Origin of the sequence: Aquabacterium sp., from assembly GCF_041915145.1 — a bacterium.
Taxonomy (GTDB): domain Bacteria; phylum Pseudomonadota; class Gammaproteobacteria; order Burkholderiales; family Burkholderiaceae_C; genus Aquabacterium.
This window is the reverse complement of the sequence record NZ_JAYSBZ010000035.1, coordinates 1-26,425: the sequence shown is the minus strand read 5'-3', so window position 1 is coordinate 26,425 and position 26,425 is coordinate 1. Positions and strand designations below refer to the sequence as shown.

The following is a 26,425-nucleotide window of genomic DNA, read 5'->3' as shown; positions in this document are numbered from 1 at the left end:
CGCGGTTGTCGCTGATGTCGGTGTGCGAACGGTCGCGGTCATCCTGGGTGGGCCGGTTTAATCAATCAAGTACGAAGTACGCAACAGACCAACCCGATTCGGGTCGATACTGCTTTGATCTAACGCGAGTACCAAACCTTATATTATAGCTGGCCAGACTCAGAATTGAATCAGGTTTGGCCGCATATTTGGCGTTTTTGCCGCATAGACGAGACTGGCGCGATCAGGTCAGTCGGCATCCGGGGTTTTGGGCAAATAGGCCTTGCGGCGGGCATCCACTTCGCGCCAGCGCTGCAGGGCTGAGGGGTCCGTGGCCGCCAGACGGATCAGCTCGTCGCCCTGGCGCTTCAGTTCGTCCAGCCACAGCATGTTGAGCACTTGGCGCAAATCGCCGAACGGTGCTTCGTCGGTCGCCGCCATGGCGCCCATCACGCGTTCGGCAACTCTGGCGAAATCGTGTTCGGCCAATGCTTGCCGCAACGTGTCCCAGGGTTCGGTGCCATGGTTTTCGAGGTGCCGCTCCAGCCAGGTGAACACCTCTCCGTGGGGGGCGGGCAGCTCATGCAGCAATTGGTGGTCTTCGGCGTTGATGAGCGCCCACCAGTCCGGGTGCGCGAGCAACAGGCGAAGCGCGTTGTCAGCCGGGCCGCTGGGGCGTGGTCGGGGCGTGCTGGGTGGCGCGTCATCGTCTGAAAAGCGCTTTTTCCCCTTCCAGTCCTTGCGACCTTTCCAGTCGCTTTTCCATTCGCCTTTGGGTTTCCAGGCTGGTTTGGCCGAAGACGCGGCGGCGGGCTCGCCGAAGTCGGGTTCGCTGAGGGCGTAGTCTGGGTAGTGGTCAGGGTAGTCAGGTGCGTGCGATGGCGCCTGGTTTTTACTGCCGATTTGCCAGAGTTCTTGCAGGTCGCGCTCGCTTAACCGGCCAAGGCTGGCCAGTTCGATGAGCAATTGGCGGCGCAAGGCCCCGTCCGGCAGCGCGAACCACAACGGGCGAGCCTGGCTGAGCAGGCGGGCGCGTCCCTCTGCCGAGTCGAGGTCACAGCCTTCACCGGCGTGTTCGACGAACTGCCGCGACAGTGGCACGGCCTGCGTCACGCAGATCTCGAACGCGGCCTGGCCGAACTCGCGGATGTAGCTGTCCGGGTCGTGCTCGGCAGGCAAGAACAGGAACTTGATCGTGCGCGTGTCGGTGGCGTGGGGCAGGGCGGCTTCGAGCGCCCGGGCGGCTGCGCGGCGTCCGGCTGCGTCGCCGTCGAAGCTGAACACCACCTGCTCGGTGTGCCGCATCAACTTGTGCACGTGGTCGGCCGTGCAGGCGGTGCCCAGTGTGGCGACGGCGTTCGGCATGCCCAGCTGAGCCAAGGCAACCACGTCCATATAGCCCTCGACCACCAACACGTAGCCGCTGGCGCGGATCGCCGCCCGAGCCTCAAACAAGCCATACAGCTCGCGCCCTTTGACGAACACCGGCGTCTCGGGCGAGTTGAGGTATTTCGGCTCGCCCTTGTCGAGCACCCGGCCACCGAATCCGATGACCTCGCCTTGCACCGAGCGAATCGGGAACATGATGCGGTCGCGGAAGCGGTCGTAGCGTTTTTGCTCGGCCTCGCTCTTGCCTTCGTCTGCGCCTTGCACGATGACCAGGCCGCTCTCAGTCAGCAGCGGGTCGTCGTAGCGGGGGAAGACGCTGGCCAGGCCGCGCCAGCCGTCAGGCGCGTAGCCCATGCCGAAGCGGGCGCAGATCTCGCCGGTCAGGCCGCGGCGCTTGAGGTAGTCAATGGCGCGCGGGCTGGCCTTGAGCTGCTTGCGGTAATGCTCGGCGGCCTTGGCCAGCACGTCGGTCAGGGTGGTCTGCTTTTCTTTCAGCGCCTTGGCGCGCTCGCGCTCTTCGGGGCTGTCGTCGCCTTCCGGGACGGCCATGCCGCACTGCTGAGCCAGGTCTTTGACGGCATCGACGAAGCCCATGCCCAGGTGCTCCATCAAGAAGCCCACCGCGTTGCCATGCACGCCGCAGCCGAAGCAGTGATAGGTCTGGCGCGTCGGGCTGACGATGAAGCTGGGTGATTTTTCGCCGTGAAAGGGGCACAAGCCCTTGTAGTTGATGCCGGCCTTCTTGAGCTGCACGTAGCGGCCGACGATCTCGACGATGTCGGCGCGCGCGGTCAGGTCGTGGATGAAGGACTGGGGTATCACGGCAGCAAGTCTAGAAAACAAAACCGGAAAACAAAACGCCCGCTGTGCTGCGACAGCGGGCGCTTATCAGGGGCAGGCGGCCCGCTGCGTCGGAGCGCGTCAGGCCTTCAGCGCATCCAGGGCCCGCGCGGTGATTTCGTCCACGCTGCCCATGCCGCTGATCTTGCGGCAGGCCGGAGCAGCCGCGTCGCCGGTGGCCGACCACTTGCTGTAGTAGTCAACCAGCGGGCGCGTCAGCTGGTGATAGGTCTCCAGGCGCTTGCGCACGACTTCTTCGTTGTCGTCGTCGCGCTGGATGAGGTCTTCACCGGTTGCGTCATCCTTGCCGGCAACCTTGGGCGGGTTGTACTTGACGTGATAGGTGCGGCCCGAAGCCACGTGCACGCGACGGCCGCTCATGCGCTCGATGATGGCGGAGTCGGGGACATCGATTTCGAGCACGACGTCGATCTTCACGCCTGCGGCCTTCATGGCATCAGCCTGGGGGATCGTGCGCGGGAAGCCATCGAACAGGAAGCCTTTGGCGCAATCGGGCTGGGCGATGCGCTCCTTGACCATGCCGATGATGATGTCGTCGCCGACGAGGCCGCCAGCGTCCATCACCTTCTTGGCTGCCAGACCCAGCGGGGTGCCGGCCTTGATGGCCGCGCGCAGCATGTCGCCGGTGGAGATCTGGGGAATGCCGAACTTGTCGCACAAGAAGGCAGCCTGGGTGCCTTTTCCGGCGCCCGGTGCGCCTAGCAGAATGAGTCTCATGAATCTCCTCGTTGTCAGCGGCATTCGGCGCGGCGCAAGAGCAGCCTGCGACGAGCGCAAGCGGCCAAGAATACCATGCAGCGCCCGCTCAAATAGTCTGGGGCATGCACGATGAGCCGGGTGTCGGCACTCGTGCGATCAGGGTGTGTTTTGCTTCACGATCGCACGGACGCGCTCCAGGTCGGCGGGGGTGTCCACGCCGGGGCCCGGGGCCTGCTCGGCCACGTGAACGGCAATGCGTTCGCCGTGCCAGAGCACGCGCAGTTGCTCGAGGCTTTCGATGGTTTCGAGCGGGCTGATGGCCAGTTGCGGGAAGCGCCGCAGAAAACCGGCCCGGTAGCCGTACAGGCCGATGTGGCGCAGCGGGGCCGGGTGAGCCAGCGTGGTCACGCCTTGGGCATAGCCGTCGCGCCACCAGGGGATGGGCGCCCGCGAAAAATACAGCGCGCGGCCGGCCAGGTCGGTCACCACCTTGACGATGTTCGGATTGGTGAACTCGTCGGGCGCGTGCAGGGCGTGGGCGGCTGTGCTCATCACGCAATCGGGGCGCTCGACCAGCAACCGGGCGCAGGCGTTGATGAGCTGCGGGTCGATGAGGGGCTCGTCGCCTTGCACGTTGACCACGAGATCATCTCCATCCAGGCCGAGCAGCGCGCAGGCTTCGGCCAGGCGATCACTGCCGTTGACGTGATCGACACGGGTCAGCACGGCCTGCACGCCATGAGCCTTGCAGGCCTCGACGATGGCGGCATCGTCTGCCGCCACGACCACCCGCAGTGCGCCGCTGCTTGCGGCACGCTGCGCTACGCGTACCACCATGGGCAGACCGCCGATATCAGCCAGCGGTTTGCGGGGCAGTCGGGTGGAGGCCAGGCGGGCGGGGATCAGAACGGTGAAATGCATCAGGCGGCAACGGGCTGGACTGCTGGATGGGGCGTCGTGCGCGAGTGCGCTTAGCCAGCGTCGGGATGGGCAGCTTGATCGCCAGCCTCGGGCCAGGCGCGCGCTTCGTTTTCGAGCATCACCGGGATGCCGTCCCGAACCGGAAAGGCCAGCTTGTCGGCCTCGCAGATCAGCAGGCGAGCTTCGCGATCGTGACGCACAGCCCCTTTGCAAAGGGGGCAGACCAGCAATTCGAGCAGTCGGGTATCCATGGGCGTGATGCAGTGATTAAGGATTCGATTCGGGGGCGGCGGGCCGTGTCAGGTTCGCGCCGCGGTGGCGGCTTGCACGGCCGCGTCGAACGCGGTCCAGAAGGCAGGCTCCGGCGAGAAGTCTAGCGCTGCCACCCACACGTCACAGCCGGGGCGTTCGCGTGCGACACGGTCGGGCGGTAGTTTGATCGCATCTTTTTCGGTGACGATGATCAGGCGTTCGCTGGCGGGCCAGGGGATGGTGGCGAAGTCGAAATGATCGTGCAGCGCCAGCGGTCGGTGGGCAAGCCCGGCGGCTCGCAGCTGATCGAAGAACCGCTGGGGCACGGCGATGCCCGCCACGGCGAGCCAGTCGATCGCGGTATCAGGGGGCTTGGCGGCCGATTGCACGGCTGACTGCACTGCGGCCCACGGCTGCGCTGGGTGCCCTTGCCACCAGTCCGCCAGCCGGCAGGCGCCCCGCATGGTTCGCTGCGCGAGGTGACCGGCCAGAGGGGTGCTGGGTGCTGTTGCGTTGTAGAGCGTCAGGCTGCGTGGAGCCATGCCGGGCGTGGAAATCGGCTCGCGCAAAGGCCCGGCGGGCAGCAACCAGCCGTTGCCCGCACCACGCTCGTCAAAGACGATGATTTCGATATCGCGGGCCAGGCGCCAGTGCTGCAGGCCGTCGTCGCACACGATGAGCTGGGTATCGGGGTGGGTGGCCAGCAGGGCTTGCGCGGCAGCGGCGCGGTCGCGTCCCACGGCCAGCGGCACGCCGCCGGTGCGGCGCCAGATCAGGAGCGGCTCGTCGCCCACCTCGGCGGCCGTGCAGCGTTCATCGAGCAATCGCACGTCGGCCGATTCGCGGCCATGCCCGCGTGACACCACGCCAACGCGCAGCCCCTGAGTCAGCAGATGTTGCACGACCGCAATGGTGGTTGGCGTCTTGCCGGCGCCACCGGCCACGCGATTGCCGACCACGATGACCGGGACGGGTAGGCGGATGTGCTGGAGCCATCCCAGGCGATACAGCAAGCGGCGCAAGGCCGAGAGGGCGCCATAGAGGCCGGCCAGCGGGAGCAGGGCGATTGCCAGCGGGCCTCGGCCCAGCCAGGCCGCCGTGATGCGATCAGTCAAGGAAGATGCGGACACGGCTCAGGAGCCGTCGTCGTCGCTGGCGCTGCCGTTGGTTTGTGTGGCGAACGTCAGCTGCAGCAGTCCGGCACGGCGGGCGGCATCCATTACGTTGACCACGCTCTGGTGAGCCGAGGCTGCGTCGGCCGAAATCACCACCACCGATTGCTTGTCGCCTGCCGCGGCGGCGGTCAGCTCGGCGGCGAGCAACTCGACGCTGCGTCCATCAACGGCCTTGTGGTTGATGGCATAGCGACCATCCGCCGCCACCATGACCACGATTTCATGGGGGCGGGTGATGGGCAGCTGGGCGTTGGCCGAAGGCAGATTGATCTTCAGCTCGGTGAAGCGAGAAAAGGTGGTCGATAGCATCAGAAAGATCAGCACCACCAGCAGCACGTCGATGAACGGCACGAGATTGATCTCGGGTTCTTCCATGCGGCGGGGGCGAAAGTTCATGGCCATCGTGCGCTCCGGGGTCAGGCTTGCTTGGCGGGGATCGCGAAGCGCATCAGGTGCGGCACCAGGCGCTCGGTGGCGAGCTCCATTTCGAGCGTGTAGGCATCGATCTTGCCGCGGAAGTAGCGGTAGGCCATCAGCGACGGAATGGCGACGATGAGGCCGAACGCCGTGTTGTACAGCGCCACCGAAATCCCATGCGCCAGGGCCTGCGGGTTGGAGCCCGCGGCCCCGGTTGCGGCTCCGCTGGCGCCAAACAGCTCGATCATGCCGATCACGGTGCCGAGCAGGCCCAACAGGGGGGCGGCCGCTGCGATGGTGCCGATCGTGTTGAGGAAGCGCTCCAACTGATGGACGGCGTGACGGCCGGCCATTTCAAAGGCGTTGCGCAACATGGCCTCGGTGAAACGCGGTTCGGCGATGATGGCGCGCAAACCACTGGCCATCACGTTGCCGAGCGTCGAGTTGTCGGCCAGCTTGTTCACCGTGTCGGCGGCGGGCAGGCTGGCTCGTGTGACCGAGATCACTTCATCGACGAGTCGAGCTGGCGCTACCCGTGATTCGCGCAAGGTCAGGGAGCGCTCGATGATGAGCGCCAGAGCCAGGATTGAGCACAGCAATAGCGGCACGATGGGCCAGCCGGCGGCTTGTAAGATCGAAAACAACAGTGGTCCCCTTGGTCTTGCGAGCGATGCGTCAGCGGTCGCCTCCTGGCGAATGCGGCGGCGATTATGGCGCGAAGTCCATGCGCAAAAAGACGCGGTTGTCGCGATTGACACCGAAAATTTGGCTCAAATCTTGCTTTGGCGCTCGGCCCGTCCACGAATTTTGTGGATAACTTTGTGGGTAAGCTAGGTTCACCTCGCGCTAGGCCGCGAAAATTCAGGGCTTCAAACAAATTGCCTAAAGAATGAGCACAAAAAACATCATAAAAATCAATGGTTTAGCGAAATATGAAAGCAGCGTGACAGGCGAAACGGGCCGCCAAGCCAAGCGGGGCGCGCTTGTGGAGTTCCTGGGCCGCGCCATTGCTGGCTTTGCGGCGAGGTCTGCCCGTGAGTGACGCATTTGGTGTGCGTGGGGGCGGCGCTCGGCCCCGGGTATGGGGGGTGTCGGCGCTGGTTCAGGCTGTGGCCGACAGCTTGGCGGCACGCTTCGCTGTCTGCGTGATCCGCGGCGAAATATCGGGCTTCAGCCGGGCGGCGAGCGGGCATTGCTACTTCACGCTGAAAGACGAATCCGGCGGCGCCAGCCTGCGCTGCGCCATGTTCCGTCGGGCGGCGTCGCAATTGGCCGAGTTGCCGCGTGAGGGCTGGCGCGTCGAGGTGCTGGGGCAGTTGGGGGTGTATGAGCCGCGCGGCGAGTTGCAATTCGTGGTCGAGGCGCTGCAACGGGCTGGCGCGGGCTCGCTTTACGAGCAGTTCTTGCAGCTCAAGGCGCGTCTCGAAGCCGAAGGGCTGTTTGCTGCCGAACGCAAGCGTTCGATCGCTCGCTTTCCTCGTGCCGTGGGTGTGGTGACGTCGCCGGCAGCGGCGGCGCTGCACGATGTGCTGACCGCGCTGCAGCGTCGGGCACCGCATGTGCGGGTGGTGTTGTATCCCTGTTCTGTGCAGGGGGCCGAGGCGCCGGCGCAGATCGTCGAGGCGATCGGGCGGGCGGCCGCTCGCCGCGAGGTGGACACCTTGCTGGTTTGCCGCGGGGGTGGCACGCTGGAGGATCTCTGGTCGTTCAATGACGAGCGGGTGGTGCGCGCCATCGCTGAGTGTCCGCTGCCCGTGATCAGCGGAGTCGGTCACGAAACCGACGTCACGCTGGCCGATTTCGCCGCTGATCTGCGCGCGCCAACGCCCACGGCGGCGGCAGAACTCTGCGCGCTGTCCTCAGTGGACGCATTCGAGGCGCTGATGCGGCTCGAACAACGCGCGTTGCAGCGCTGTCAGGTGCGGGTCGATCGCGAATCGCAGCGGCTTGATCATTTGCTCGATCGTTTGTCGCGTCCCGCGCAGGCCTTGCACCGCAGGCGTCTGGCGTTGGCTGATCTGGCGCTGCGTTGCGAAGCCGCCCGCCGCGCCGGGCTGATGCAGCAGCAGCACGCATTGCAGCGCAGAGAGCAAGATCTGGCTCGCGGTACGCGAACCACGTTCAGCGAGGCGAAGCACCGGCTCGACCGGCTTGCCGTGCGTCTGCAGGGACTCGACCCTGCGTGGGTACTTGATCGCGGCTACGCTTGGTTGAGTGACGCGAACGGCTTGCCGATCACCTCGGCGCGCCAGGCGCAGGTCGGCCAGCCAGTGGTGGGGCAATTGGCGGATGGCCGGCTCGATCTGCAGGTGCTGCATGTGCAGCGCGTGCGGCGTGGCAAGCCCGCTTGATTCCGACACGAAGAGACACCGAAGAGAAGGAGACCGCACATGTGCGATGAAGACAACCGCAACACCGGGCTGGCCACGCGGGCCGTGCACGGCAGCACGACGCGCGATGCCCACGGCAGCCCGTATACCCCGATCTACAACACCACCACGTTTGCCTTTGAGTCCACCGCCGATCTGCTCGACGTGATCGATGGCAAGCGGCGCGGCGCGCTCTACACGCGCTACGGGCTCAACCCCACCATCTTCGCTCTCGAAGAAACCCTGGCCGGGCTCGAAGGCGCCGAGGCGGCCTGGGCGTTTTGCTCAGGCATGGCGGCCGAGGCAGCGCTGTTTCTGACGCATGGACGACAAGGCATCGTCTGCATCGGCGAGGCTTATGGCGGCACGCTTGAGCTGCTGGGCGCGCAACTGCCTCAGCTGGGTATTCGCACGCACTTCTTGCTGGACAGCGAGCTTGATCAACTCGAAGCGCTGCTCGACGATGGCGTCCGGTTGGTGTTCCTTGAAACGCCATCCAACCCCACGCTGGCGCTACTCGATATTCGCGCCATTGCCGAACGGGCTCACGCGCGCGGCGCACTCGTGGCGGTCGACAACACCTTTGCGTCACCGGTCAACCAGCGTCCGCTCGAACTGGGGGCCGACATCGTGATGCACAGCGCCACCAAATACCTGGGCGGGCACAGCGACCTCACCGCAGGCGCGCTCATGGGTTCTAAAGCCTTGCTCGCACCGGTATGGGATTGGCGCAAAAACCTCGGCTCGATGATCGCGCCCGAAACCGCCGCCTTGCTCTCGCGCAGCCTGCGAACGCTCGTGGTGCGCGTGCGGCAACACAACGCCTCGGCGCAGGCGGTTGCCGAAGCGATGGCGCGGCACCCGCGTGTTGCACGCGTGTTCTACCCGGGGTTGCCCAGCTTTGTCGGGCACGATCTTGCACGCCGCCAGATGCACGGTTTTGGCGGCATGCTGACGCTCGAAGTGCGTGGCTCGGGCGCCGACGCGACCCGCGTGGCAGATCGGCTGCGGCTGTTTGCGTTGGCTCCCAGCCTGGGTGGCGCAGAAAGTCTCGTGACGCAGCCCTGCACGACCACGCATCACGGCATCTCGGCCCAGGAGCGCGCCCGCCGCGGCATCTCGGACGCCATGCTGCGCCTGTCCGTTGGTCTCGAAGACACTGCCGATCTGCTCGCCGATCTTGAGCAGGCGCTGTCCTGAAAGGGCTATTCGTTGCTCATAAAATGTTCCAGATCAATTAATTGCGCCGCTAAACAAGCCCTCAGCGTCAACCCCCGGAGGAAACCTCATGACCCATGCACTGCCCACTCTGCCTTACCCCACGGACGCCTTGGCTCCGCATCTGAGCAAAGAGACGTTCGAGTACCACTACGGCAAACACCATCAGGCGTACGTGACCAATCTCAACAATCTGATTCCGGGCACGGAGTTCGAGAACGCCAGCCTCGAAGACATCATCAAGAAGTCGAGCGGCGGCGTCTACAACAATGCAGCCCAGATCTGGAACCACACCTTCTTCTGGAACTGCATGAAGCCCAATGGCGGCGGCGCGCCCTCGGGCAAGCTGGCCGATGCCATCAACGCCAAGTTCGGCAGTTACGACGCCTTCAAGGAAGCGTTTGCCAAGTCGGCCGTGGGCAATTTCGGCTCGGGGTGGACATGGCTGGTGAAGAAGGCCGATGGCTCGGTCGACATCGTCAACATGGGCCCCGCCGGCACGCCGCTGACCACCGGCGACAAGGCTCTGCTGACCATCGACGTGTGGGAGCATGCCTACTACATCGACTACCGCAATGCGCGCCCGAAGTTCGTCGAGGCGTTCCTGAATTCGCTCGTCAACTGGTCGTTCGCCGAAGCCAATTTCGCTTGATTTCAACTTCGCATTGACTCGAGAAAGCCGGCAGATCGCCGGCTTTTTTGTTGTCTTTGTACTGTCCGTTCGGAAACGATGGTGTTACATTGACCGCCGGATCCCCATTCAGTCCCTTCCCGTCGCCTTTTGTGATTCACAAGCAGTAAGGCGGGTCGCAATCCGCCAACCGGTCAAGCCGTGTCGCGGAAGGTTTACCAACCAGCCAACAGCTCTGCAGACCAGGGCAAAGGTGAGCGAAATGATGCAGCAATACAGGTCCAACTCTTACCTGTTCGGGGGCAATGCGCCCTACGTCGAAGAGTTGTACGAGGCCTACCTCGACAATCCGGGCTCGGTGCCCGACAACTGGCGCGCCTATTTCGACGCGCTGCAAAACGTCCCGGCCACCGATGGCTCCGAAGCGCGCGACGTGGCCCACGCGCCGGTCGTCGAATCCTTCGCGCAGCGCGCCAAGGCCAATGCTTTCGCCGTCAAGACCAGCAGCACCGATCTTGCCGTCGCACGCAAGCAGGTCCACGTTCAATCACTGATTGCTGCCTATCGCTTCCTGGGCTCTCGCTGGGCCGATCTCGATCCGCTCAAGCGCCAAGAGCGCCCCAAGATTCCCGAACTGGAGCCGACGTTCTACGACCTGACCGAGTCCGACATGGACATCACGTTCAGCGCCACGAACACATACTTCACCACCACCGAGCACATGACCCTGCGGGAGATCCTGCAGGCGCTGCGCGACACCTATTGCGGTTCGGTGGGCGCTGAATACATGCACATCACCGACCCGGCTGAAAAGCGCTGGTGGCAGCAGCGGCTGGAGAGCGTCCGCTCCAAACCCACCTTTTCCGCCGAGAAGAAAAAGCACATCCTCGGTCGCCTGACCGCCGCCGAGGGCCTCGAGCGTTACCTGCACACCAAATACGTCGGCCAGAAGCGCTTCTCGCTCGAAGGTGGCGAGAGCTTCATCGCGGCGATGGACGAGCTGATCCAGCGCGGCGGCGAGCGTGGCGTGCAGGAGTTCGTGATCGGCATGGCCCACCGCGGCCGCCTTAATGTGCTCGTGAACACGCTGGGCAAGGCTCCGGGTGATCTGTTCTCGGAGTTCGATCACACCGCACCCGAGAACCTGCCGTCGGGTGACGTGAAGTACCACCAAGGCTTTTCGAGCGACGTGTCCACCCCTGGCGGCCCGGTGCACTTGAGCTTGTCATTCAACCCGTCGCACCTGGAGATCGTCAACCCGGTGGTCGAAGGTTCGGTGAAAGCCCGCCTGGATCGTCGTGGCGACTACGAAGGCGATCAGGTGTTGCCGGTGCTGGTGCACGGCGACGCCGCGTTTGCCGGGCAGGGCGTGGTGATGGAGACGCTGGCGCTGGCCCAGACCCGTGGCTACTACACGGGTGGCACGGTGCACATCGTGATCAACAACCAGATCGGGTTCACCACTTCCGACCCCCGCGACAGCCGCTCGACGCTGTATTGCTCGGATGTGGTCAAGATGATCGAGGCGCCGGTGCTGCATGTGAACGGCGACGACCCCGAGGCCGTGGTGTTGTGCACGCAGCTGGCGCTCGACTATCGGCAAGAGTTCAACAAGGACGTGGTGGTCGACATCGTCTGCTTCCGCAAGCTGGGTCACAACGAGCAGGACACCCCCTCGCTGACCCAGCCGCTGATGTACAAGAAGATCGGGCAGCACCCTGGCACCCGCAAGGTCTATGGCGACAAGCTGGTGGCGCAAGGCACGGTTGCTGCCGATGTGCCCGACCAGATGGTCAAGGAATACCGCGCCGCCATGGACGCGGGCAAGCACACGGTCGACCCGGTGCTGACCAACCACAAGAGCAAGTACGCCATCGACTGGTCCGCCTTCCTGGGCAAGAAATGGACGGACTCCGCCGACACCGCCTTGCCGCTGGCCGAGTTCAAGCGTTTGGCCGAGCGCATCGCCACGGTGCCGAATGGCTTCAAGCCGCATTCGCTCGTCGAAAAAGTGTTGTCTGATCGCGCGGCCATGGGCCGGGGCGAGATCCCCGTGGACTGGGGCATGGGCGAACACATGGCCTTTGCCTCGCTGGTGGCCAGTGGCTACCCGGTGCGCTTGTCAGGCGAGGACTGCGGCCGCGGCACCTTCACCCACCGCCACTCGGTGCTGCACGATCAGAACCGCGAAAAATGGGACATCGGTACCTACATTCCGCTGCAGAACGTGGCCGAGGGCCAGGCACCGTATGTCGTGATCGACTCGATCCTGTCCGAAGAGGCTGTGCTGGGCTTCGAGTACGGCTACGCGTCGGCCGACCCGAACACCCTGGTGATCTGGGAAGCTCAATTCGGCGACTTCGCCAATGGCGCCCAGGTGGTGATCGACCAGTTCATCGCCTCGGGTGAAGTGAAGTGGGGCCGCGTGAATGGCTTGGTCATGATGCTGCCCCACGGTTATGAAGGCCAGGGCCCCGAGCACTCGTCTGCTCGTCTTGAGCGCTTCATGCAACTGGCTGCCGACAACAACATGCAGATCTGCCAGCCCACCAACGCCAGCCAGATCTTCCACGTGCTGCGTCGCCAGATGGTGCGGGCCTTCCGCAAGCCGCTGGTCATCATGACGCCCAAGTCGCTGCTGCGCAACAAGGACGCCACCTCGTCGCTGAACGACTTCACGCGGGGAGAGTTCTTGACCGTGATTCCCGAGACCAATGCGGACATCGAAGCAGCCAAGGTCAAACGCCTGGTCGTGTGCTCGGGCAAGGTGTATTACGACCTCATCAAGAAACGCGAGGAAAAGAAGGTCAGCGATGTGGCCGTGATTCGTGTCGAACAGCTCTATCCGTTCCCGCACAAGGCCTTCGCGGCCGAGTTGAAGAAGTACCCGAACGTGACCGAACTGGTGTGGTGTCAGGACGAGCCGCAGAACCAGGGCGCCTGGTTCTTCGTGCAGCACTACATCCACGAGAACCTGTACGAAGGGCAGAAGCTGGGGTATGCCGGTCGTCCGGCGTCGGCCTCGCCTGCCGTGGGCTACGCGCACCTGCACCAGGAGCAGCAAAAGGCGCTGCTGGATCAGGCGTTCGCCAAGCTCAAAGGGTTCGTTCTGTCGAAATAAGTTATCGCGGACACGTCGCCGCGATCACTGCGAGCTGGGGGGCGGTCGAAAAGGCTCCTCCAGCGACTCGGGCGGCAAACGATCCTGCACAAGAACACGGAGAAATTCTCATGGCCATCATCGAAGTCAAAGTCCCGCAACTGTCTGAATCCGTGGCGGAAGCCACGTTGTTGCAGTGGAAGAAAAAAACCGGCGAAGCTGTCGCCGTTGACGAAATCCTGATCGAAGTCGAGACCGACAAGGTCGTGCTCGAAGTGCCGGCGCCATCGGCCGGCGTGATCACCGAGATCGTGGTGGGTGACGGCGGCACGGTCACGTCCGACCAGCTCATCGCCAAGATTGATACCGAAGCGTCGGCGGGTGCGGTTGCTACGTCTGCTGTCGCACCCGTTGCTGCGGCAGCACCGGCTCCCGCGGCCGCACCGGCAGCAGCCGGCGGGGGCAAGGGCGACGTGGCCATGCCGGCCGCCGCCAAGCTGCTGGCCGACAACAATCTCACCACGGCGCAAGTAGCGGGTACCGGCAAGGACGGCCGCGTGACCAAGGGTGACGTGCTGGGCGCGATCGCCGGAGGAGCCAAGCCGGCGGCGGCCCCGTCAGCGATCCCGGCTCCGGTCGTGGCCAAGGCCTTGCCCGCCGTGCAGGCTCCGCTGTCGCCGCTGGTCAATCTGGACGATCGTCCGGAGCAACGCGTCCCGATGAGCCGCCTGCGCGCCCGCGTGGCCGAGCGCCTGCTGCAGTCGCAAGCCAGCAACGCCATCCTGACCACCTTCAACGAGGTCAACATGGCTCCGGTGATGGAGATGCGCAAGCGCTTCCAGGAGAAGTTCGAGAAGGAGCACGGCGTGAAGCTGGGCTTCATGAGCTTCTTCGTCAAGGCGGCGGTGCATGCGCTCAAGAAGTACCCGGTCTTGAACGCCTCGGTGGACGGCAACGACATCGTCTACCACGGCTACTTCGACATCGGCGTGGCCGTCGGCTCGCCGCGCGGCCTGGTGGTGCCGGTGCTGCGCAACGTCGATCAGATGACGTTCTCGGAGATCGAAAAGAAGATCGCTGAGTTCGGCAACAAGGCCAAGGACGGCAAGCTGAGCCTCGAAGAGCTCACCGGCGGCACGTTCTCGATCTCGAACGGCGGCGTGTTCGGCTCGATGCTGTCCACGCCCATCATCAACCCGCCGCAGTCGGCCATCCTGGGCGTGCATGCCACGAAGGACCGCGCCGTGGTCGAGAACGGCCAGGTGGTGGTGCGCCCGATGAACTATCTGGCGATGTCCTACGACCACCGCATCATCGACGGCCGTGAAGCCGTGCTGGGTCTGGTGGCGATGAAGGAAGCGCTCGAAGATCCGGCGCGCCTGCTGTTCGACATCTGAGTCTGCACCCGCCAGCCCCGAGGGAGCCTGCCATGGCCTTGTCTGATGAGTTGCAACGTCTGGCCGATCTGCGTCAGCAGGGCGCACTGACCGAGGATGAATTCCAGCGGGCCAAGGCGCGCTTGCTGGAGCCTGGTTCGACCGTATCGGCATCGGCTTCGTTGGGCGACAACTCCATCAGCCGACTGCGGCGCTCGCGCACCGAGCGCTGGCTGGGCGGCGTGTGCGGCGGCATCGCACGGCACACCAACGTCGAGCCCTGGATCTGGCGCCTGGGTTTTGCTTTCCTGTTCCTGTTCTGGGGAACGGGGCTGTTGTTCTACATCCTGCTGTGGATCTTCGTGCCTGAAGAAGACGCCACGGCCCTCTGATTCAACGAGTTCATCATGTCCAAACAATTCGACGTCATCGTCATCGGCGGCGGCCCTGGCGGCTACATCGCGGCCATTCGCGCCGCCCAACTGGGCTTCAATACGGCCTGTATCGACGACTGGAAGAACGCCCAAGGCGGCCCGGCGCCGGGCGGCACCTGCACCAACGTCGGCTGCATCCCGTCGAAGGCGCTGCTGCAATCGAGCGAGCACTACGAGCAGGCCGCGCACCACTTTGCCGACCACGGCATTGGCGTCAAGGGCCTGAGCATCGACGTGGCCAAGATGATCGGCCGCAAGGACACCGTCGTGAAGCAGAACAACGACGGCATCCTGTACCTGTTCAAGAAGAACAAGGTGACGTTCTTCCATGGTCGTGGTTCGTTTGTGAAGGCGTCGGAAGGCGGTTACGAGATTGCCGTGGCGGGTGCCGCCAACGAGAGCCTCGTGGGCAAGCACATCATCGTGGCCACCGGCTCGAACGCTCGCGCCTTGCCGGGCGCCGAGTTCGACGAAGAACGCATCCTGTCCAACGACGGTGCCTTGCGCATTGGCGAGGTGCCCAAGAAATTGGGCGTGATCGGCTCGGGCGTGATCGGTCTCGAAATGGGTTCGGTGTGGCGTCGCCTGGGCAGCGAAGTCACCGTGCTCGAGGCACTGCCGACCTTCCTGGCGGCAGTCGATGAGCAGGTCGCCAAGGAAGCCGGCAAGGCGTTTGCCAAGCAGGGCCTGAAGATCGAGCTGGGGGTGAAGATCGGCGAGATCAAGAAGCCCGCCAAGAAGGGCGTCAGCGTGGCCTACACCGATGCCAAGGGCGGTGCCCAGACGCTGGAGGTGGACAAGCTCATCGTCAGCATCGGCCGCGTGCCCAACACCAATGGTTTGAACGCCGATGCGGTGGGACTGAAGCTCGACGAGCGCGGCGCCATCGTGGTCGATGGCGATTGCAAGACCAACCTGCCCAACGTGTGGGCGGTGGGCGACGTGGTGCGCGGCCCGATGCTCGCTCACAAGGCCGAAGAAGAAGGCGTGGCCGTGGCCGAGCGCATCGCGGGGCAGCACGGGCACGTCAACTTCAACACCATCCCGTGGGTCATTTACACCTCGCCCGAGATTGCCTGGGTCGGCCAGACCGAGCAGCAGCTCAAGGCCGAGGGGCGTGCCTACAAGGCGGGTTCGTTCCCGTTCATGGCGAACGGCCGCGCTCGTGCACTGGGCGACACCACCGGTTTCGTGAAGTTCCTGGCCGATGCCAAGACGGATGAGATCCTGGGTGTGCACATCGTTGGGCCGTTCGCATCCGAGCTGATCGCTGAAGCAGTTGTCGCGATGGAGTTCAAGGCCAGCGCTGAAGACATCGCGCGTATCTGCCACGCGCATCCGTCGTTGTCCGAGGCGACCAAGGAAGCGGCCCTGGCCGTGGACAAGCGCACCTTGAACTTCTGAGCAGACCTTGTAGTTGGTCATGCCCACGGTTACCGAGCTGTACGAAATCAGTCTGGCGGAGCGCGGCTACGCGAGCGATCCGGCGCAATTGCGGGCCATTGCCGCGTTGCAGCGCTGCCAAGATGAGTGGGTTGCGTACAAGGCGCGGCGCTCCAATGCCATCACCAAGGCGCTGCGCTTTCCGCCGCTGCCGCGTGGCGTCTACATGTATGGGGGCGTGGGGCGCGGCAAGAGCTTCCTGATGGACTGCTTTTTCAATGCCGTGCCGCTGCAGCGTAAAACGCGCTTGCACTTCCACGAGTTCATGCGCGAGGTGCATCGGCAGTTGCAGGACTTGAAAGGCGTGGTCAACCCGCTCGAAGAGCTGGGCAAGCGCATCTCGCGCCGGCATCGCCTCATCTGCTTCGACGAGTTCCACGTGGCCGACGTGACCGACGCGATGATCCTGCATCGCTTGCTCGAGGCCTTGTTCGCCAACCGGGTGAGCATCGTCACCACGTCGAACTTTCACCCCGACGAGCTGTACCCGAACGGGCTGCACCGCGATCGCATCCTGCCGGCCATCGAGTTGCTGAAATCGCAGCTCGAAGTGATCAACGTGGACAACGGCACGGACTACCGCAGCCGCACGCTCGAACAGGTCAAGCTGTATCACACGCCGCTGGGGGTGCAGGCTGATGCCGAGATGACGGCGGTTTTCGATCAACTGGCCGAGGCGAAAGACGAGAACCCGACGCTGAACATCGAGCACCGCGTTTTGCAGGCGCGGCGCCGTGCGGCGGGGGTGGTGTGGTTCGACTTCAAGACCTTGTGCGGCGGTCCGCGCTCGCAGAACGATTACCTGGAACTGGCTCAGCAGTTCCACACGGTGTTGCTGTCGGACGTGCCGCAGATGCCACCGAGGTTGGCGTCGGAAGCGCGCCGTTTCACCTGGCTGGTCGATGTGCTGTACGACCGGCGCGTCAAGCTGGTGATGTCGGCCGAGGTGTCGCCCGAGCAGCTGTATCTCGAAGGGCCCTTGGCGCATGAATTCCCGCGCACGGTGTCTCGGCTCAACGAGATGCAGTCGAAAGAGTTCTTGTCCTTGGCGCACCGCGAGGTGGACACCTCGCTGACCTGAGCGATTAGCGAATCGCTGGATCAGCGGAAGCGTGACGGGTCGAACCGGGGGGCTTCTTTCAGGAGCTCTTCAACCTTGACCAACGCCAGTGACAGGTTGTCACCACCGCCGCGAGCCCGGTTGCGGGCTTTCGAGATCAGCATTTCGCTGGCTTCGCGAGGTGAGAGCGTGTGCACGATCGCGCCCAGTTCCTTGGGCGTGAAGTAGTGCCACAGGCCGTCACTGCAGGCGAGCAGCGTGTCGCCGACCTCCAGGTAGTCAATGTGGCCCTGTGTCAGTGGCGGGTCTTGTTGCGTGCCCAGACAACCCGTGAGCAGGTTGGACTGCGGGTGGTTGTTGGCTTCTTCCTCGGTGAGTTGGCCTTCGTTGACCAGACGCTGCACGAACGAGTGATCGATGGTGCGGCTGACCATCTCGGCGCCACGGAAGTGGTAGACCCGGGAGTCGCCCGCGTGCACGATCTCGCAGCTGCGATCGGGGTTGATCAGAAAGCAGGCGACGGTGCTGTGCGGCTCTTCTTCAGACGAGATGGCCGTCAGCTTGATCATCAGGTGGGCCTCTTCGACAAGTCGCTGAAGCAGTTCGACCGGGTTGTCCTGACTGGGCACGTAGCGCTCGAACACCTGCTTGGCCGTCATCACGACCTGATCGGCAGCCTTGCGACCTCCGCTCTTGCCACCCATGCCATCAGCCACGATGCCGAGCACGCAGCCCGGTACCCGCTCGTGGGGCAGGATCTCGACTTGATCTTGTTGGTAGGCACGGTCGCCGCGGTGGATGCCGGTGACAGCGTTCAGGCGAAAACCTTGTGATGACGCGCTCATGGTCGAAAACTATAATCTCTGTTCGCCTTCGGGGCGGCACTAAATTCGAGCTGCGAAGCCCTTGTTTTCCCGGAATGGGACCGAGACGTCACTTTGATGGATGACAACCTGCATTCTCCGCAGCGACGCCTGATCGAGCTTCGCATGGAGCACGCTGATCTGGACAGCATGATCGACCACGCAGGCGAACAAACGCCGTCGGACGAGCTCGTCTTGCGGCGCCTGAAAAAGCGCCGCCTGCTGTTGCGAGATCAGATCGCCGCGCTCGAACTGGTGCTGGGGCCCAAAGACCCTGCTTGATCGGAGAGCGAGTCGTGGCTTGGCGAGGTTTGTTGGTCAGCCACTCGATCGTGGGCTGATGGCGTCGAGCAACTCGGTTTCGATGGCCAGTTGCGAGCGGTCTTGCCGCAGCTCCGGGCCGTCGATCAAGAAGGTATCTTCGACCCGCTCGCCGAGCGTCGTGATCTTGGCCAGTTGCAGGTTGATCTTGTGACGCCCGAGCACCAGGGCGATCGAATACAGCAGACCCGAGCGGTCGCTGGTTGAAATGCTGAGCAGCCAGCGCTGTGCCCGTTCGTCGGGGCGCAAGCTGATGCGTGGCGTGATCGGGAAAGACTTCACTCGTCGTGAGACACGGCCTCGCGACGGGCCGGGCAGGTCGCCGCTGGAGGCCAGGGCGTTGGCCAGTTGTGTTTCGACCAGCGTGATGAGGTCGCGGTAATGCGGCCCCACCAGCGGGGTGGTGACCTGGAAGGTGTCCAGCGCGTAGCCGGCTCGGGTGGTGTGGATCTTCGCGTCGAGAATGTTGTAGCCGCCGCCGTCGAAGAAGCCGCAGATGCGGGCGAACAGGTCAGGGCGATCGGGTGAATAGACGAGCACCTGCAGCCCTTCGCCGATGGGTGACAGTCGGGCGCGCACAACCGGGGCGGTGTTTTGTACGTGGCGAAACAGCGAGCGTGCATGCCAGGCGATGTCGGCGGCGTCATGGCGGGCGAAGTAGCTCAGGTCGAGCGTGTCCCACAGCGCGGTTTCGGTGCCGGGCAGCAGCGAATAGAGCGCCAGGGTCTTGCGCGCTTCCTGCTTGCGGCTTTCGATTTCGGCGTCGATGTGCGGCTTGGCGCCACCCATGGCCCGCAGGGTCAGCCGGTAGAGGTCTTCAAGCAGTTTGCCCTTCCAGGCGTTCCAGACCTTGGGGCTGGTGCCGCGGATGTCGGCGACCGTGAGCAGGTAGAGGCCGGTCAGCGCGCGCTCCGAGCCCATCTTCTTGGCGAAGGCTTCGATCACGTCGGGGTCGCTGAGGTCTTCTTTTTGCGCCACGCGCGACATGGTGAGGTGCTCGCGCACCAGAAACTCGATCTCGCGCGTGTCGTCTCGCGAGATGCCGTGGTCGCGGCAGAAGCGACGCACTTCGACGGCGCCCAGATCGGAGTGATCGCCGCCGCGGCCCTTGGCCACGTCATGGAACAGCGCGGCGAGGTAGAGCGTCCAGGGGCGCTCCCATTGCGAGGCCAGTTGCGAGCAGAACGGGTACTCGTGCGCGTGCTCCGGGATGAAGAAGCGGCGCACATTGCGCAGCACCATCAGGATGTGCTGATCGACCGTGTAGACGTGAAACAGATCGTGCTGCATCTGCCCGACGATGCGGCGGAACACCCACAGGTAGCGGCCCAGCACGCTGGTCTGGTTCATCAGCCGCATGGCCCGCGTCAGGCCTTGCGGTTGTTGAATGATCTGCATGAACAGCTCGCGGTTGCGCGGGTCGCGGCGGAAGGCGCTGTTCATCAGGTTGCGGGCGTTGTAGAGCGCGCGCAGGGTGCGGGCCGAGAGCCCGCGCATGTCGGACTGCTCGAAGACCAGGAAGGTTTCGAGGATGGCGTGCTGGTCGCGCTGATAGAGGTCGTCGCTCGCCACTTCGAGCATGCCCGAGCGATCGAGGAACTTGTCGGAAATCGGGCGCATCGGCGCCTCGTGCGAGCCTTCGATCTGCTCCTCGACGTTGAGCATCAGGATCTGATTCAGCTGGGACACCGCCTTGGCGGCCCAGTAGTAGCGCCGCATCAGCACTTCCGAGGCGCGTTGCTCCTTGGTGTGCTGGTAGCCGAAGGACTCGGCCACGGCCGTCTGCAGGTCGAAGATCAGACGGTCTTCGCGGCGCTTGGCGACGATGTGCAGACGCGCCCGAATCAGCTTGAGCAGGCCTTCATTGATTTCGAGCTGCTTGGCCTCGAAGGGCGTCAGCAAGCCCTTGGCCGACAGCTCGCGCCAGTTGCGCCCCAGCCCGGCGGCCCGCGCCACCCAGAGCACGACTTGCAGGTCGCGCAAACCGCCGGGGCTTTCTTTGCAGTTGGGCTCCAGCGAGTAGGGCGTGTCTTCGTATTTGGTGTGGCGCTGGCGCATCTCCAGCGTCTTGGCGCGCAAGAACGCCCGTGCGTCCAGCACCTCGCTGGTGGCGCGCTCGAACTCGGTGAAGCGTGTGCGGGTGCCGCAGACAAACCGCGCTTCGAGCATCGCCGTCTGGATGGTCACATCGCGTTGTGCTTCTTCGGCGCATTCGGCCACCGTTCGCACACTGGAGCCGATTTCCAGGCCGATGTCCCAGCACCCCGCGATGAAGCCTTCGAGGGCGGACTTGATGGGTTCGTGCTCGGCGGCGTCGAGATTGATGCCTTCGGGCAGCAGGATCAGGACGTCGACATCCGAGTAGGGGAAGAGCTCGCCGCGCCCGTAGCCGCCCACCGCCGCCAGCGCCAGGCCGCGCGGCATGTGCGACTGGTTCCAGAGCTGGGTCAGCGCTTGATCGACGTGACGAGCCGTTGCGCGCAGCATGCGAACGGCGGCCGGCACGGTTGGTCGGGCTTGCGCGAAGGCGTCGATCAGCGAGGTTTTGCCTTCGCGAAATTGCTGTCGCAACTGCGCGAGGGTCAGGGGGGCGGAGGGCGAGTGGGATTGGGTGGCGAGCGGTGGCATGCAGGCAGGGGCTGATCGAAGCGGGGTCAGCCCGTGATGAACGCGGGCGGCTGCGGGCTGCCGGCTGACAAGGTCAGCACCTCGTAGCCCGTTTCGGTGACGAGCACGGTGTGCTCCCACTGGGCCGAAAGCGAGTGATCTTTGGTCACGATGGTCCAGCCGTCGCCCAGTTGCTTGATATCGCGCTTGCCGGCGTTGACCATCGGCTCGATGGTGAAGGTCATGCCGGGCACCAGTTCTTCGGCGGTGCCGGGGCGGCCGTAGTGCAGCACCTGCGGCTCTTCGTGGAACTTCAGGCCGATGCCGTGGCCGCAGAACTCGCGCACCACCGAGAAGCCGGCGTTTTCGACAAAGGTCTGGATGGCGTGGCCGACGTCGCCCAGACGCGCGCCAGGCTTGACCTTGGCGATGCCCTTCCACATGGCTTCGTAGGTCAGATTGCACAGTCGCTTGGCTGCGATGGAGCCTTCGCCGGCGATGAACATGCGGCTCGTGTCACCATGCCAGCCATCTTTGATGACGGTGATGTCGATATTGACGATATCGCCGTTCTTCAAGGCCTTGTCGCTCGGGATGCCGTGACAGATCTGGTGGTTGACCGAGGTGCAGATGGATTTCGGGTAGGGCGCGTAGCCCGAGGGCGCATAGTTCAGCGGAGCCGGGATGCAGCCTTGCACATTGACCATGTAATCGTGCGCCAGGCGGTCGATTTCGTTGGTGGTGATGCCGGGCTTGATGTGCGGGGTTAGGTAGTCGAGCACCTCGGACGCCAGGCGGCAGGCCTGGCGCATGCCGTCGATTTCGGCTCCGGTCTTGATCGTGATAGTCATGGCGCCGGATTATGTCATCCACCCTTTAAAATCAACGGTTTGCGGGTTTTGGCCCTGACGGCTGAACCGGCGTGCCCACGCTTCACCCCTCCACGCACGAGCTCCACGACGTGACCCATCGCACCCCCGATATTTTTTGCTTCCTGGGCGGCAACGCCTTGTCCGACTTCCGTGCGCCGGCGCTGCTGGCCAAGGTTCAGGCCATCGCGCCTCGAGTGAGCACGATTCAGGCTCGTCATGTGCATTGGGTGTGGTGCGAACGGCCGCTGCCGGCCGATCAGCGCGAGAAGCTGGCCGCGCTGCTGACGTATGGCGACCCGTACACCGGCTCGGCGGAGGGCGAACTCGTGGTGGTCACCCCCCGGTTCGGCACGGTTTCGCCCTGGGCATCGAAGGCAACGGACATTGCCCACAACTGCGGTCTCGGCATCAAACGCGTCGAACGCGTGACGGAATACCGCTTGACGCTGAAAAGCGGCCTGATTGGCAACCTGACCGGTGGCCCGAAACCGCTGACCGACGACGAGCGTCTGGCCGTCGCCGCGTTGCTGCACGATCGCATGACCGAGAGCGTGGTACTCGATCGTCAGGCCGCCGCGCAGCTGTTCGTCGAGCTCGACGAGAAGCCGATGGAAAGCGTCGATGTGCTCGGCCAAGGCCGTCAAGCCCTGGAGGCCGCCAACGTGAGCTTCGGCTTGGCCTTGTCCGGCGACGAGATCGACTACCTCGTCAATGCTTTCACCCAGCTCAAGCGCAACCCGACTGACGTCGAGCTGATGATGTTCGCGCAGGCCAACAGCGAGCACTGCCGCCACAAGATCTTCAACGCCGATTTCAAGATCGACGGGCAAGACCAGCCGCTGTCGATGTTTGGCATGATTCGCAACACCGAAAAGCTCAGTCCGCAGCACACCGTGGTGGCCTACTCGGACAACGCTGCCGTGATGGATGGCCTCGCCATCGAGCGTTGGCAGCCCGAGGCGCATTTGGCGCAAGACGGCAGCGCGCCGCGCTACGTGGGGCGCCCTGAGCAGTCTCACGTGCTGATGAAGGTGGAGACGCACAACCACCCCACGGCGATCTCGCCGTACCCCGGCGCTTCGACCGGCGCGGGCGGCGAAATTCGCGACGAAGGCGCCACCGGTCGAGGCTCCAAGCCCAAGGTCGGGTTGACCGGCTTCTCGGTGTCCAACCTCAACTTGCCGGGCACGAATGAGCCGTGGGAGCAGAACGGCTACGGCAAGCCCGAGCACATCGCCAGCCCGTTGCAGATCATGATCGATGGCCCGCTGGGTGGCGCGGCGTTCAACAACGAATTCGGTCGCCCCAACCTGGCGGGCTACTTCCGCGTCTACGAGCAGACCGTGACGCAAACCAGCGGGGCCAGCGAGCGCCGTGGTTATCACAAGCCGATCATGATCGCGGGCGGCTTGGGCTCGATTGCCGATGGGCAGACGCACAAGGTCGTCTTTCCGGCCGGCACGCTGTTGATCCAGTTGGGCGGCCCCGGCATGCGCATCGGCATGGGCGGTGGTGCGGCGAGCTCGATGGCCGCCGGCACCAACGCAGCCGAGCTGGACTTTGATTCGGTGCAACGTGGCAACCCGGAGATCCAACGCCGCGCGCAGGAGGTCATCAACCATTGCTGGACGCTGGGTACTGACAACCCCATCCTGGCGATCCACGACGTGGGCGCGGGCGGCATCAGCAATGCCTTCCCCGAACTGGTGGACGGCGCCAACCGCGGCGCGCGTTTCGACCTGAGCAAGGTGCCGCTCGAAGAAGGCGGCCTGGCCCCGAAAGAAATCTGGTGCAACGAGAGCCAGGAGCGCTACGTGCTGGCCATTGCCCCGAGCAGCCTGGAGCTGTTCCGCTCGATGGCCGACCGCGAGCGTTGCCCGTTCGCCGTGGTGGGCGTGGCGACCGAGGCGCTGCAACTGGTGCTCGAAGACGGCCCCGATGGCCTGGGCCCGCACGGCACGCCGATCGACATGCCGATGGACGTGCTGCTCGGCAAGCCGCCGCGCATGCAGCGCGACGTGCAGCGCGTGGCCCGCGATGTGCCCGCGCTGAATCTGGCCGATGTGAAGCTGGAGCAGGCTGCATTCGACGTGCTGCGTCACCCCACCGTGGCCAGCAAGCGCTTTCTGATCACCATTGGCGACCGCACCGTGGGCGGCTTGAGCCACCGCGACCAGATGGTCGGCCCGTGGCAGGTGCCCGTGGCCGACGCGGCCGTGTCGCTGGCCGATTACGCCGGCCTGGGCGGCGAAGCCATGGCCATGGGCGAGCGCACGCCGCTGGCGGTGGTCGATGGCCCCGCATCGGGGCGCATGGCCGTGGCCGAGGCCATCACCAACCTGCTGGCCGCGCCGATCGAGCTGGCGCGCGTGAAGCTGTCGTGCAACTGGATGGCCGCTTGCGGCGAGCCGGGCGAAGACGCGGCCTTGTACGACACCGTGCGCGCCGTGGGCATGGAGCTGTGCCCCGCGTTGGGCGTGTCGGTGCCGGTGGGCAAGGACAGCCTCTCGATGCGGACGCGCTGGTCCGACAACGGTCAGACCAAGCAGGTGACGGCGCCGGTGTCGCTCATCGTCACGGCGTTTGCCACGCTGCCCGATGTGCGCGGCACGCTGACGCCGCAACTGCGCACCGATGCCGGCGACACCAGCCTGATCCTGATCGACCTGGGCCGTAGCCAGAACCGCCTGGGCGGCTCCATCCTGGCGCAGACGCTCAACCAGTATGGCGACCGCGTGCCCGATCTGGACGACGCTGTGCTGCTCAAGGAGCTGGTCAACGCCATCAATACCTTGCGCGCCAAGGGCCAACTGCTGGCCTACCACGACCGCGCTGACGGCGGCTTGTGGGCAGCAGCGTGCGAAATGGCCTTCGCCGGCCACGTGGGTGTGTCGCTCAACGTGGACATGCTGGTGCTCGAAGGCGATGGCATCAACGACAGCCGCATGGATGCGGGCGATGCCAAGAACTGGGCCGCCCAGGTGAGCGAGCGCCGTCATGAACTGACGCTCAAGGCCTTGTTTGCCGAAGAGCTCGGCGCCGTCATCCAGGTGCCCACCGAGGCCCGCGACGCGGTGATGCAGACGCTGCGCGAGCACGGCCTGTCAAAGCACAGCCACGTGATCGGCAAGCCCAACACGCGCGGCACCGTCGAGGTGTGGCGCGATACCAAGGCCATCCTGAATGCGCCGCTCGAAGCGCTGCACAAGGCCTGGGACGACGTGTCGTGGCGCATCGCGCAACTGCGCGACAACCCCGCGTGTGCCGATGCCGAACATGCGGCGGCCGGTGCGCCGAACGACCCCGGTTTGCACCTGCAGCTCACCTTTGATCCGACCGAAGACGTGGCCGCGCCGTTCGTCAACCTGGCCAAACCCAAGGTGGCGATCCTGCGCGAGCAGGGCGTGAACTCGCACCTCGAAATGGCCTACGCGATGGCCAAGGCGGGCTTCGACACCTTTGACGTCCACATGAGCGACTTGCAGGCCGGGCGTGCCAATCTGGCTCAGTTCCAGGGGCTCGTGGCTTGCGGCGGTTTCAGCTACGGCGACACGCTCGGCGCGGGCGAGGGCTGGGCGCGCTCCATCATGTTCAACCAAGCCCTGACAGACGGCTTCGACGCCTTCTTCAAGCGCGCCGACACGTTCACGCTGGGCGTGTGCAACGGCTGCCAGATGCTGGCCGCGCTGAGCCCGATCATCCCGGGTGCACAAGCCTGGCCCAAGTTCACGCGCAACAAGAGCGAGCAGTTCGAGGCGCGCCTGAGCCTGGTCGAGGTGCTCGAAAGCCCGTCGGTGTTCTTCGCCGGCATGGCCGGCAGCCGCATGCCGATTGCGGTGTCGCACGGCGAAGGTCTTGCCGACTTCTCGCAGCGCGGTGATGCGCAAGCGGTGCAACGCGCAGCGCGCTATGTGGACAACGCCGGTCAACCGACCGAGGTGTATCCGTTCAACCCGAACGGCAGCCCGGGTGGCTTGACGGCGGTGACCACGGCGGATGGCCGCTTCACGGCCATGATGCCGCACCCCGAGCGGGTGTTCCGCAACGTGCAGATGAGCTGGACGAGTGGCGACGTCGCCCAGGCCAGCCCGTGGTTGCGGATGTTCCGCAACGCACGCAAGTGGGTGGGTTGATCGGCTGAAGGCTGCCGGATGTGTGCGGGCTCAGGCCGTGAGGCCGGGCTCGTCGGCAGTCGTCAGGCGGTTTTGGGCAGCAGCATGTGGGCTCGTGCCAAGGCAACCGGGCGCGCCGGTTCGTCTTGCCACAGGCTGATTTGCACCAACGCCACCCGGGCGCCCATGCGGATGGTGGTGCAGCCGGCGTAGGTGTCGATCGGCTTGGCCGAGCGCAGGTAGTCGATCGAGAAGTCCACACCCCGGGGTGCCTGGCCCGTGTAGGGGTCGACTTCAGCAATGGCCGCCAGATGCAGCACCGCCGC

The 26,425-nt window shown here is 64.6% G+C and carries 22 protein-coding genes; 11 read left to right on the top strand and 11 right to left on the bottom strand.

Annotated elements, in window-relative coordinates; genetic code table 11:
* Positions 1-228: 228 nt before the first annotated feature.
* The 7 genes from dnaG to ACE3SS_RS08435 all read right to left on the bottom strand — a co-directional run bounded on the left by dnaG (position 229) and on the right by ACE3SS_RS08435 (position 6,337).
* Positions 229-2,190, bottom strand: coding sequence for a DNA primase (gene dnaG / locus ACE3SS_RS08465; RefSeq protein ID WP_374592870.1), 1,962 nt, complete (start codon positions 2,188-2,190; stop codon positions 229-231).
* Positions 2,191-2,289: 99 nt separating this feature from the next.
* A complete protein-coding gene (gene adk, locus ACE3SS_RS08460; RefSeq protein WP_374592868.1) occupies positions 2,290-2,946 on the bottom strand; it encodes an adenylate kinase in 657 nt (218 codons plus the stop codon).
* 138 nt (positions 2,947-3,084) lie between these two features.
* Entirely contained in the window at positions 3,085-3,849 is a 765-nt protein-coding gene (gene kdsB / locus ACE3SS_RS08455) for a 3-deoxy-manno-octulosonate cytidylyltransferase (RefSeq protein ID WP_374592866.1), read from the bottom strand.
* A gap of 50 nt (positions 3,850-3,899) precedes the next feature.
* Complete coding sequence (locus ACE3SS_RS08450) at positions 3,900-4,100, bottom strand: Trm112 family protein (RefSeq protein ID WP_374592864.1); 201 nt, start codon at positions 4,098-4,100, stop codon at positions 3,900-3,902.
* 48 nt (positions 4,101-4,148) lie between these two features.
* A complete protein-coding gene (gene lpxK, locus ACE3SS_RS08445) occupies positions 4,149-5,231 on the bottom strand; it encodes a tetraacyldisaccharide 4'-kinase (RefSeq protein ID WP_374592862.1) in 1,083 nt (360 codons plus the stop codon).
* Positions 5,232-5,234: 3 nt separating this feature from the next.
* Positions 5,235-5,672, bottom strand: a complete 438-nt coding sequence (locus ACE3SS_RS08440; RefSeq protein ID WP_374592860.1) for an ExbD/TolR family protein — start codon at positions 5,670-5,672, stop codon at positions 5,235-5,237.
* Positions 5,673-5,692: 20 nt separating this feature from the next.
* Positions 5,693-6,337: a MotA/TolQ/ExbB proton channel family protein gene (locus tag ACE3SS_RS08435; protein WP_374592858.1), complete on the bottom strand. Its 645-nt coding sequence runs from the start codon at positions 6,335-6,337 to the stop codon at positions 5,693-5,695.
* Positions 6,338-6,582: 245 nt separating this feature from the next.
* On the opposite strand from ACE3SS_RS08435, the gene ACE3SS_RS08430 reads away from it, so the two are divergent.
* From ACE3SS_RS08430 to zapE, 9 genes are all read left to right on the top strand, one after another.
* Positions 6,583-6,735, top strand: a complete 153-nt coding sequence (locus ACE3SS_RS08430; protein ID WP_374592856.1) for a hypothetical protein — start codon at positions 6,583-6,585, stop codon at positions 6,733-6,735.
* The gene (gene xseA / locus ACE3SS_RS08425) at positions 6,728-8,044 is read left to right on the top strand and encodes an exodeoxyribonuclease VII large subunit (protein WP_374592854.1); all 1,317 of its coding nucleotides are present in this window, start codon (positions 6,728-6,730) and stop codon (positions 8,042-8,044) included. The genes ACE3SS_RS08430 and xseA overlap by 8 nt, the downstream gene beginning before the upstream one ends.
* Before the next feature lie 39 nt (positions 8,045-8,083).
* Positions 8,084-9,262 (top strand): PLP-dependent aspartate aminotransferase family protein, encoded by a 1,179-nt coding sequence (locus ACE3SS_RS08420; RefSeq protein WP_374592852.1) that lies wholly within the window; start codon positions 8,084-8,086, stop codon positions 9,260-9,262.
* Between the two features lie 88 nt (positions 9,263-9,350).
* Complete coding sequence (locus ACE3SS_RS08415) at positions 9,351-9,932, top strand: superoxide dismutase (RefSeq protein ID WP_374592850.1); 582 nt, start codon at positions 9,351-9,353, stop codon at positions 9,930-9,932.
* A gap of 241 nt (positions 9,933-10,173) precedes the next feature.
* Positions 10,174-13,032 (top strand): 2-oxoglutarate dehydrogenase E1 component, encoded by a 2,859-nt coding sequence (locus tag ACE3SS_RS08410; protein ID WP_374592848.1) that lies wholly within the window; start codon positions 10,174-10,176, stop codon positions 13,030-13,032.
* A 110-nt stretch (positions 13,033-13,142) separates the two neighbouring features.
* Positions 13,143-14,408, top strand: a complete 1,266-nt coding sequence (odhB, locus tag ACE3SS_RS08405) for a 2-oxoglutarate dehydrogenase complex dihydrolipoyllysine-residue succinyltransferase (protein WP_374592846.1) — start codon at positions 13,143-13,145, stop codon at positions 14,406-14,408.
* 32 nt (positions 14,409-14,440) lie between these two features.
* Positions 14,441-14,779, top strand: coding sequence for a PspC domain-containing protein (locus tag ACE3SS_RS08400; protein WP_374592844.1), 339 nt, complete (start codon positions 14,441-14,443; stop codon positions 14,777-14,779).
* Positions 14,780-14,794: 15 nt separating this feature from the next.
* Complete coding sequence (gene lpdA, locus ACE3SS_RS08395; RefSeq protein WP_374592842.1) at positions 14,795-16,225, top strand: dihydrolipoyl dehydrogenase; 1,431 nt, start codon at positions 14,795-14,797, stop codon at positions 16,223-16,225.
* A gap of 19 nt (positions 16,226-16,244) precedes the next feature.
* Complete coding sequence (gene zapE, locus ACE3SS_RS08390) at positions 16,245-17,345, top strand: cell division protein ZapE (RefSeq protein ID WP_374592840.1); 1,101 nt, start codon at positions 16,245-16,247, stop codon at positions 17,343-17,345.
* A gap of 20 nt (positions 17,346-17,365) precedes the next feature.
* Here zapE and ACE3SS_RS08385 read toward each other — a convergent pair whose 3' ends face one another.
* Positions 17,366-18,169, bottom strand: coding sequence for a PP2C family serine/threonine-protein phosphatase (locus ACE3SS_RS08385; protein WP_374592839.1), 804 nt, complete (start codon positions 18,167-18,169; stop codon positions 17,366-17,368).
* A 96-nt stretch (positions 18,170-18,265) separates the two neighbouring features.
* On the opposite strand from ACE3SS_RS08385, the gene ACE3SS_RS08380 reads away from it, so the two are divergent.
* Positions 18,266-18,469 carry a DUF465 domain-containing protein gene (locus ACE3SS_RS08380; RefSeq protein ID WP_374592837.1) on the top strand — a complete coding sequence of 68 codons (204 nt, stop codon included), beginning with the start codon at positions 18,266-18,268 and terminating at the stop codon, positions 18,467-18,469.
* Between the two features lie 36 nt (positions 18,470-18,505).
* Here the strand turns inward: ACE3SS_RS08380 and ACE3SS_RS08375 are convergent, their stop codons facing one another.
* Positions 18,506-21,136, bottom strand: a complete 2,631-nt coding sequence (locus tag ACE3SS_RS08375; RefSeq protein ID WP_374592835.1) for a [protein-PII] uridylyltransferase — start codon at positions 21,134-21,136, stop codon at positions 18,506-18,508.
* Positions 21,137-21,162: 26 nt separating this feature from the next.
* A complete protein-coding gene (gene map / locus ACE3SS_RS08370; RefSeq protein ID WP_374592833.1) occupies positions 21,163-21,966 on the bottom strand; it encodes a type I methionyl aminopeptidase in 804 nt (267 codons plus the stop codon).
* A 110-nt stretch (positions 21,967-22,076) separates the two neighbouring features.
* On the opposite strand from map, the gene purL reads away from it, so the two are divergent.
* A complete protein-coding gene (gene purL / locus ACE3SS_RS08365) occupies positions 22,077-26,120 on the top strand; it encodes a phosphoribosylformylglycinamidine synthase (protein WP_374592881.1) in 4,044 nt (1,347 codons plus the stop codon).
* Positions 26,121-26,182: 62 nt separating this feature from the next.
* Here purL and ACE3SS_RS08360 read toward each other — a convergent pair.
* The coding region (locus ACE3SS_RS08360) for a hotdog domain-containing protein (RefSeq protein ID WP_374592831.1) at positions 26,183-26,425 on the bottom strand (243 nt) is incomplete at its 5' end.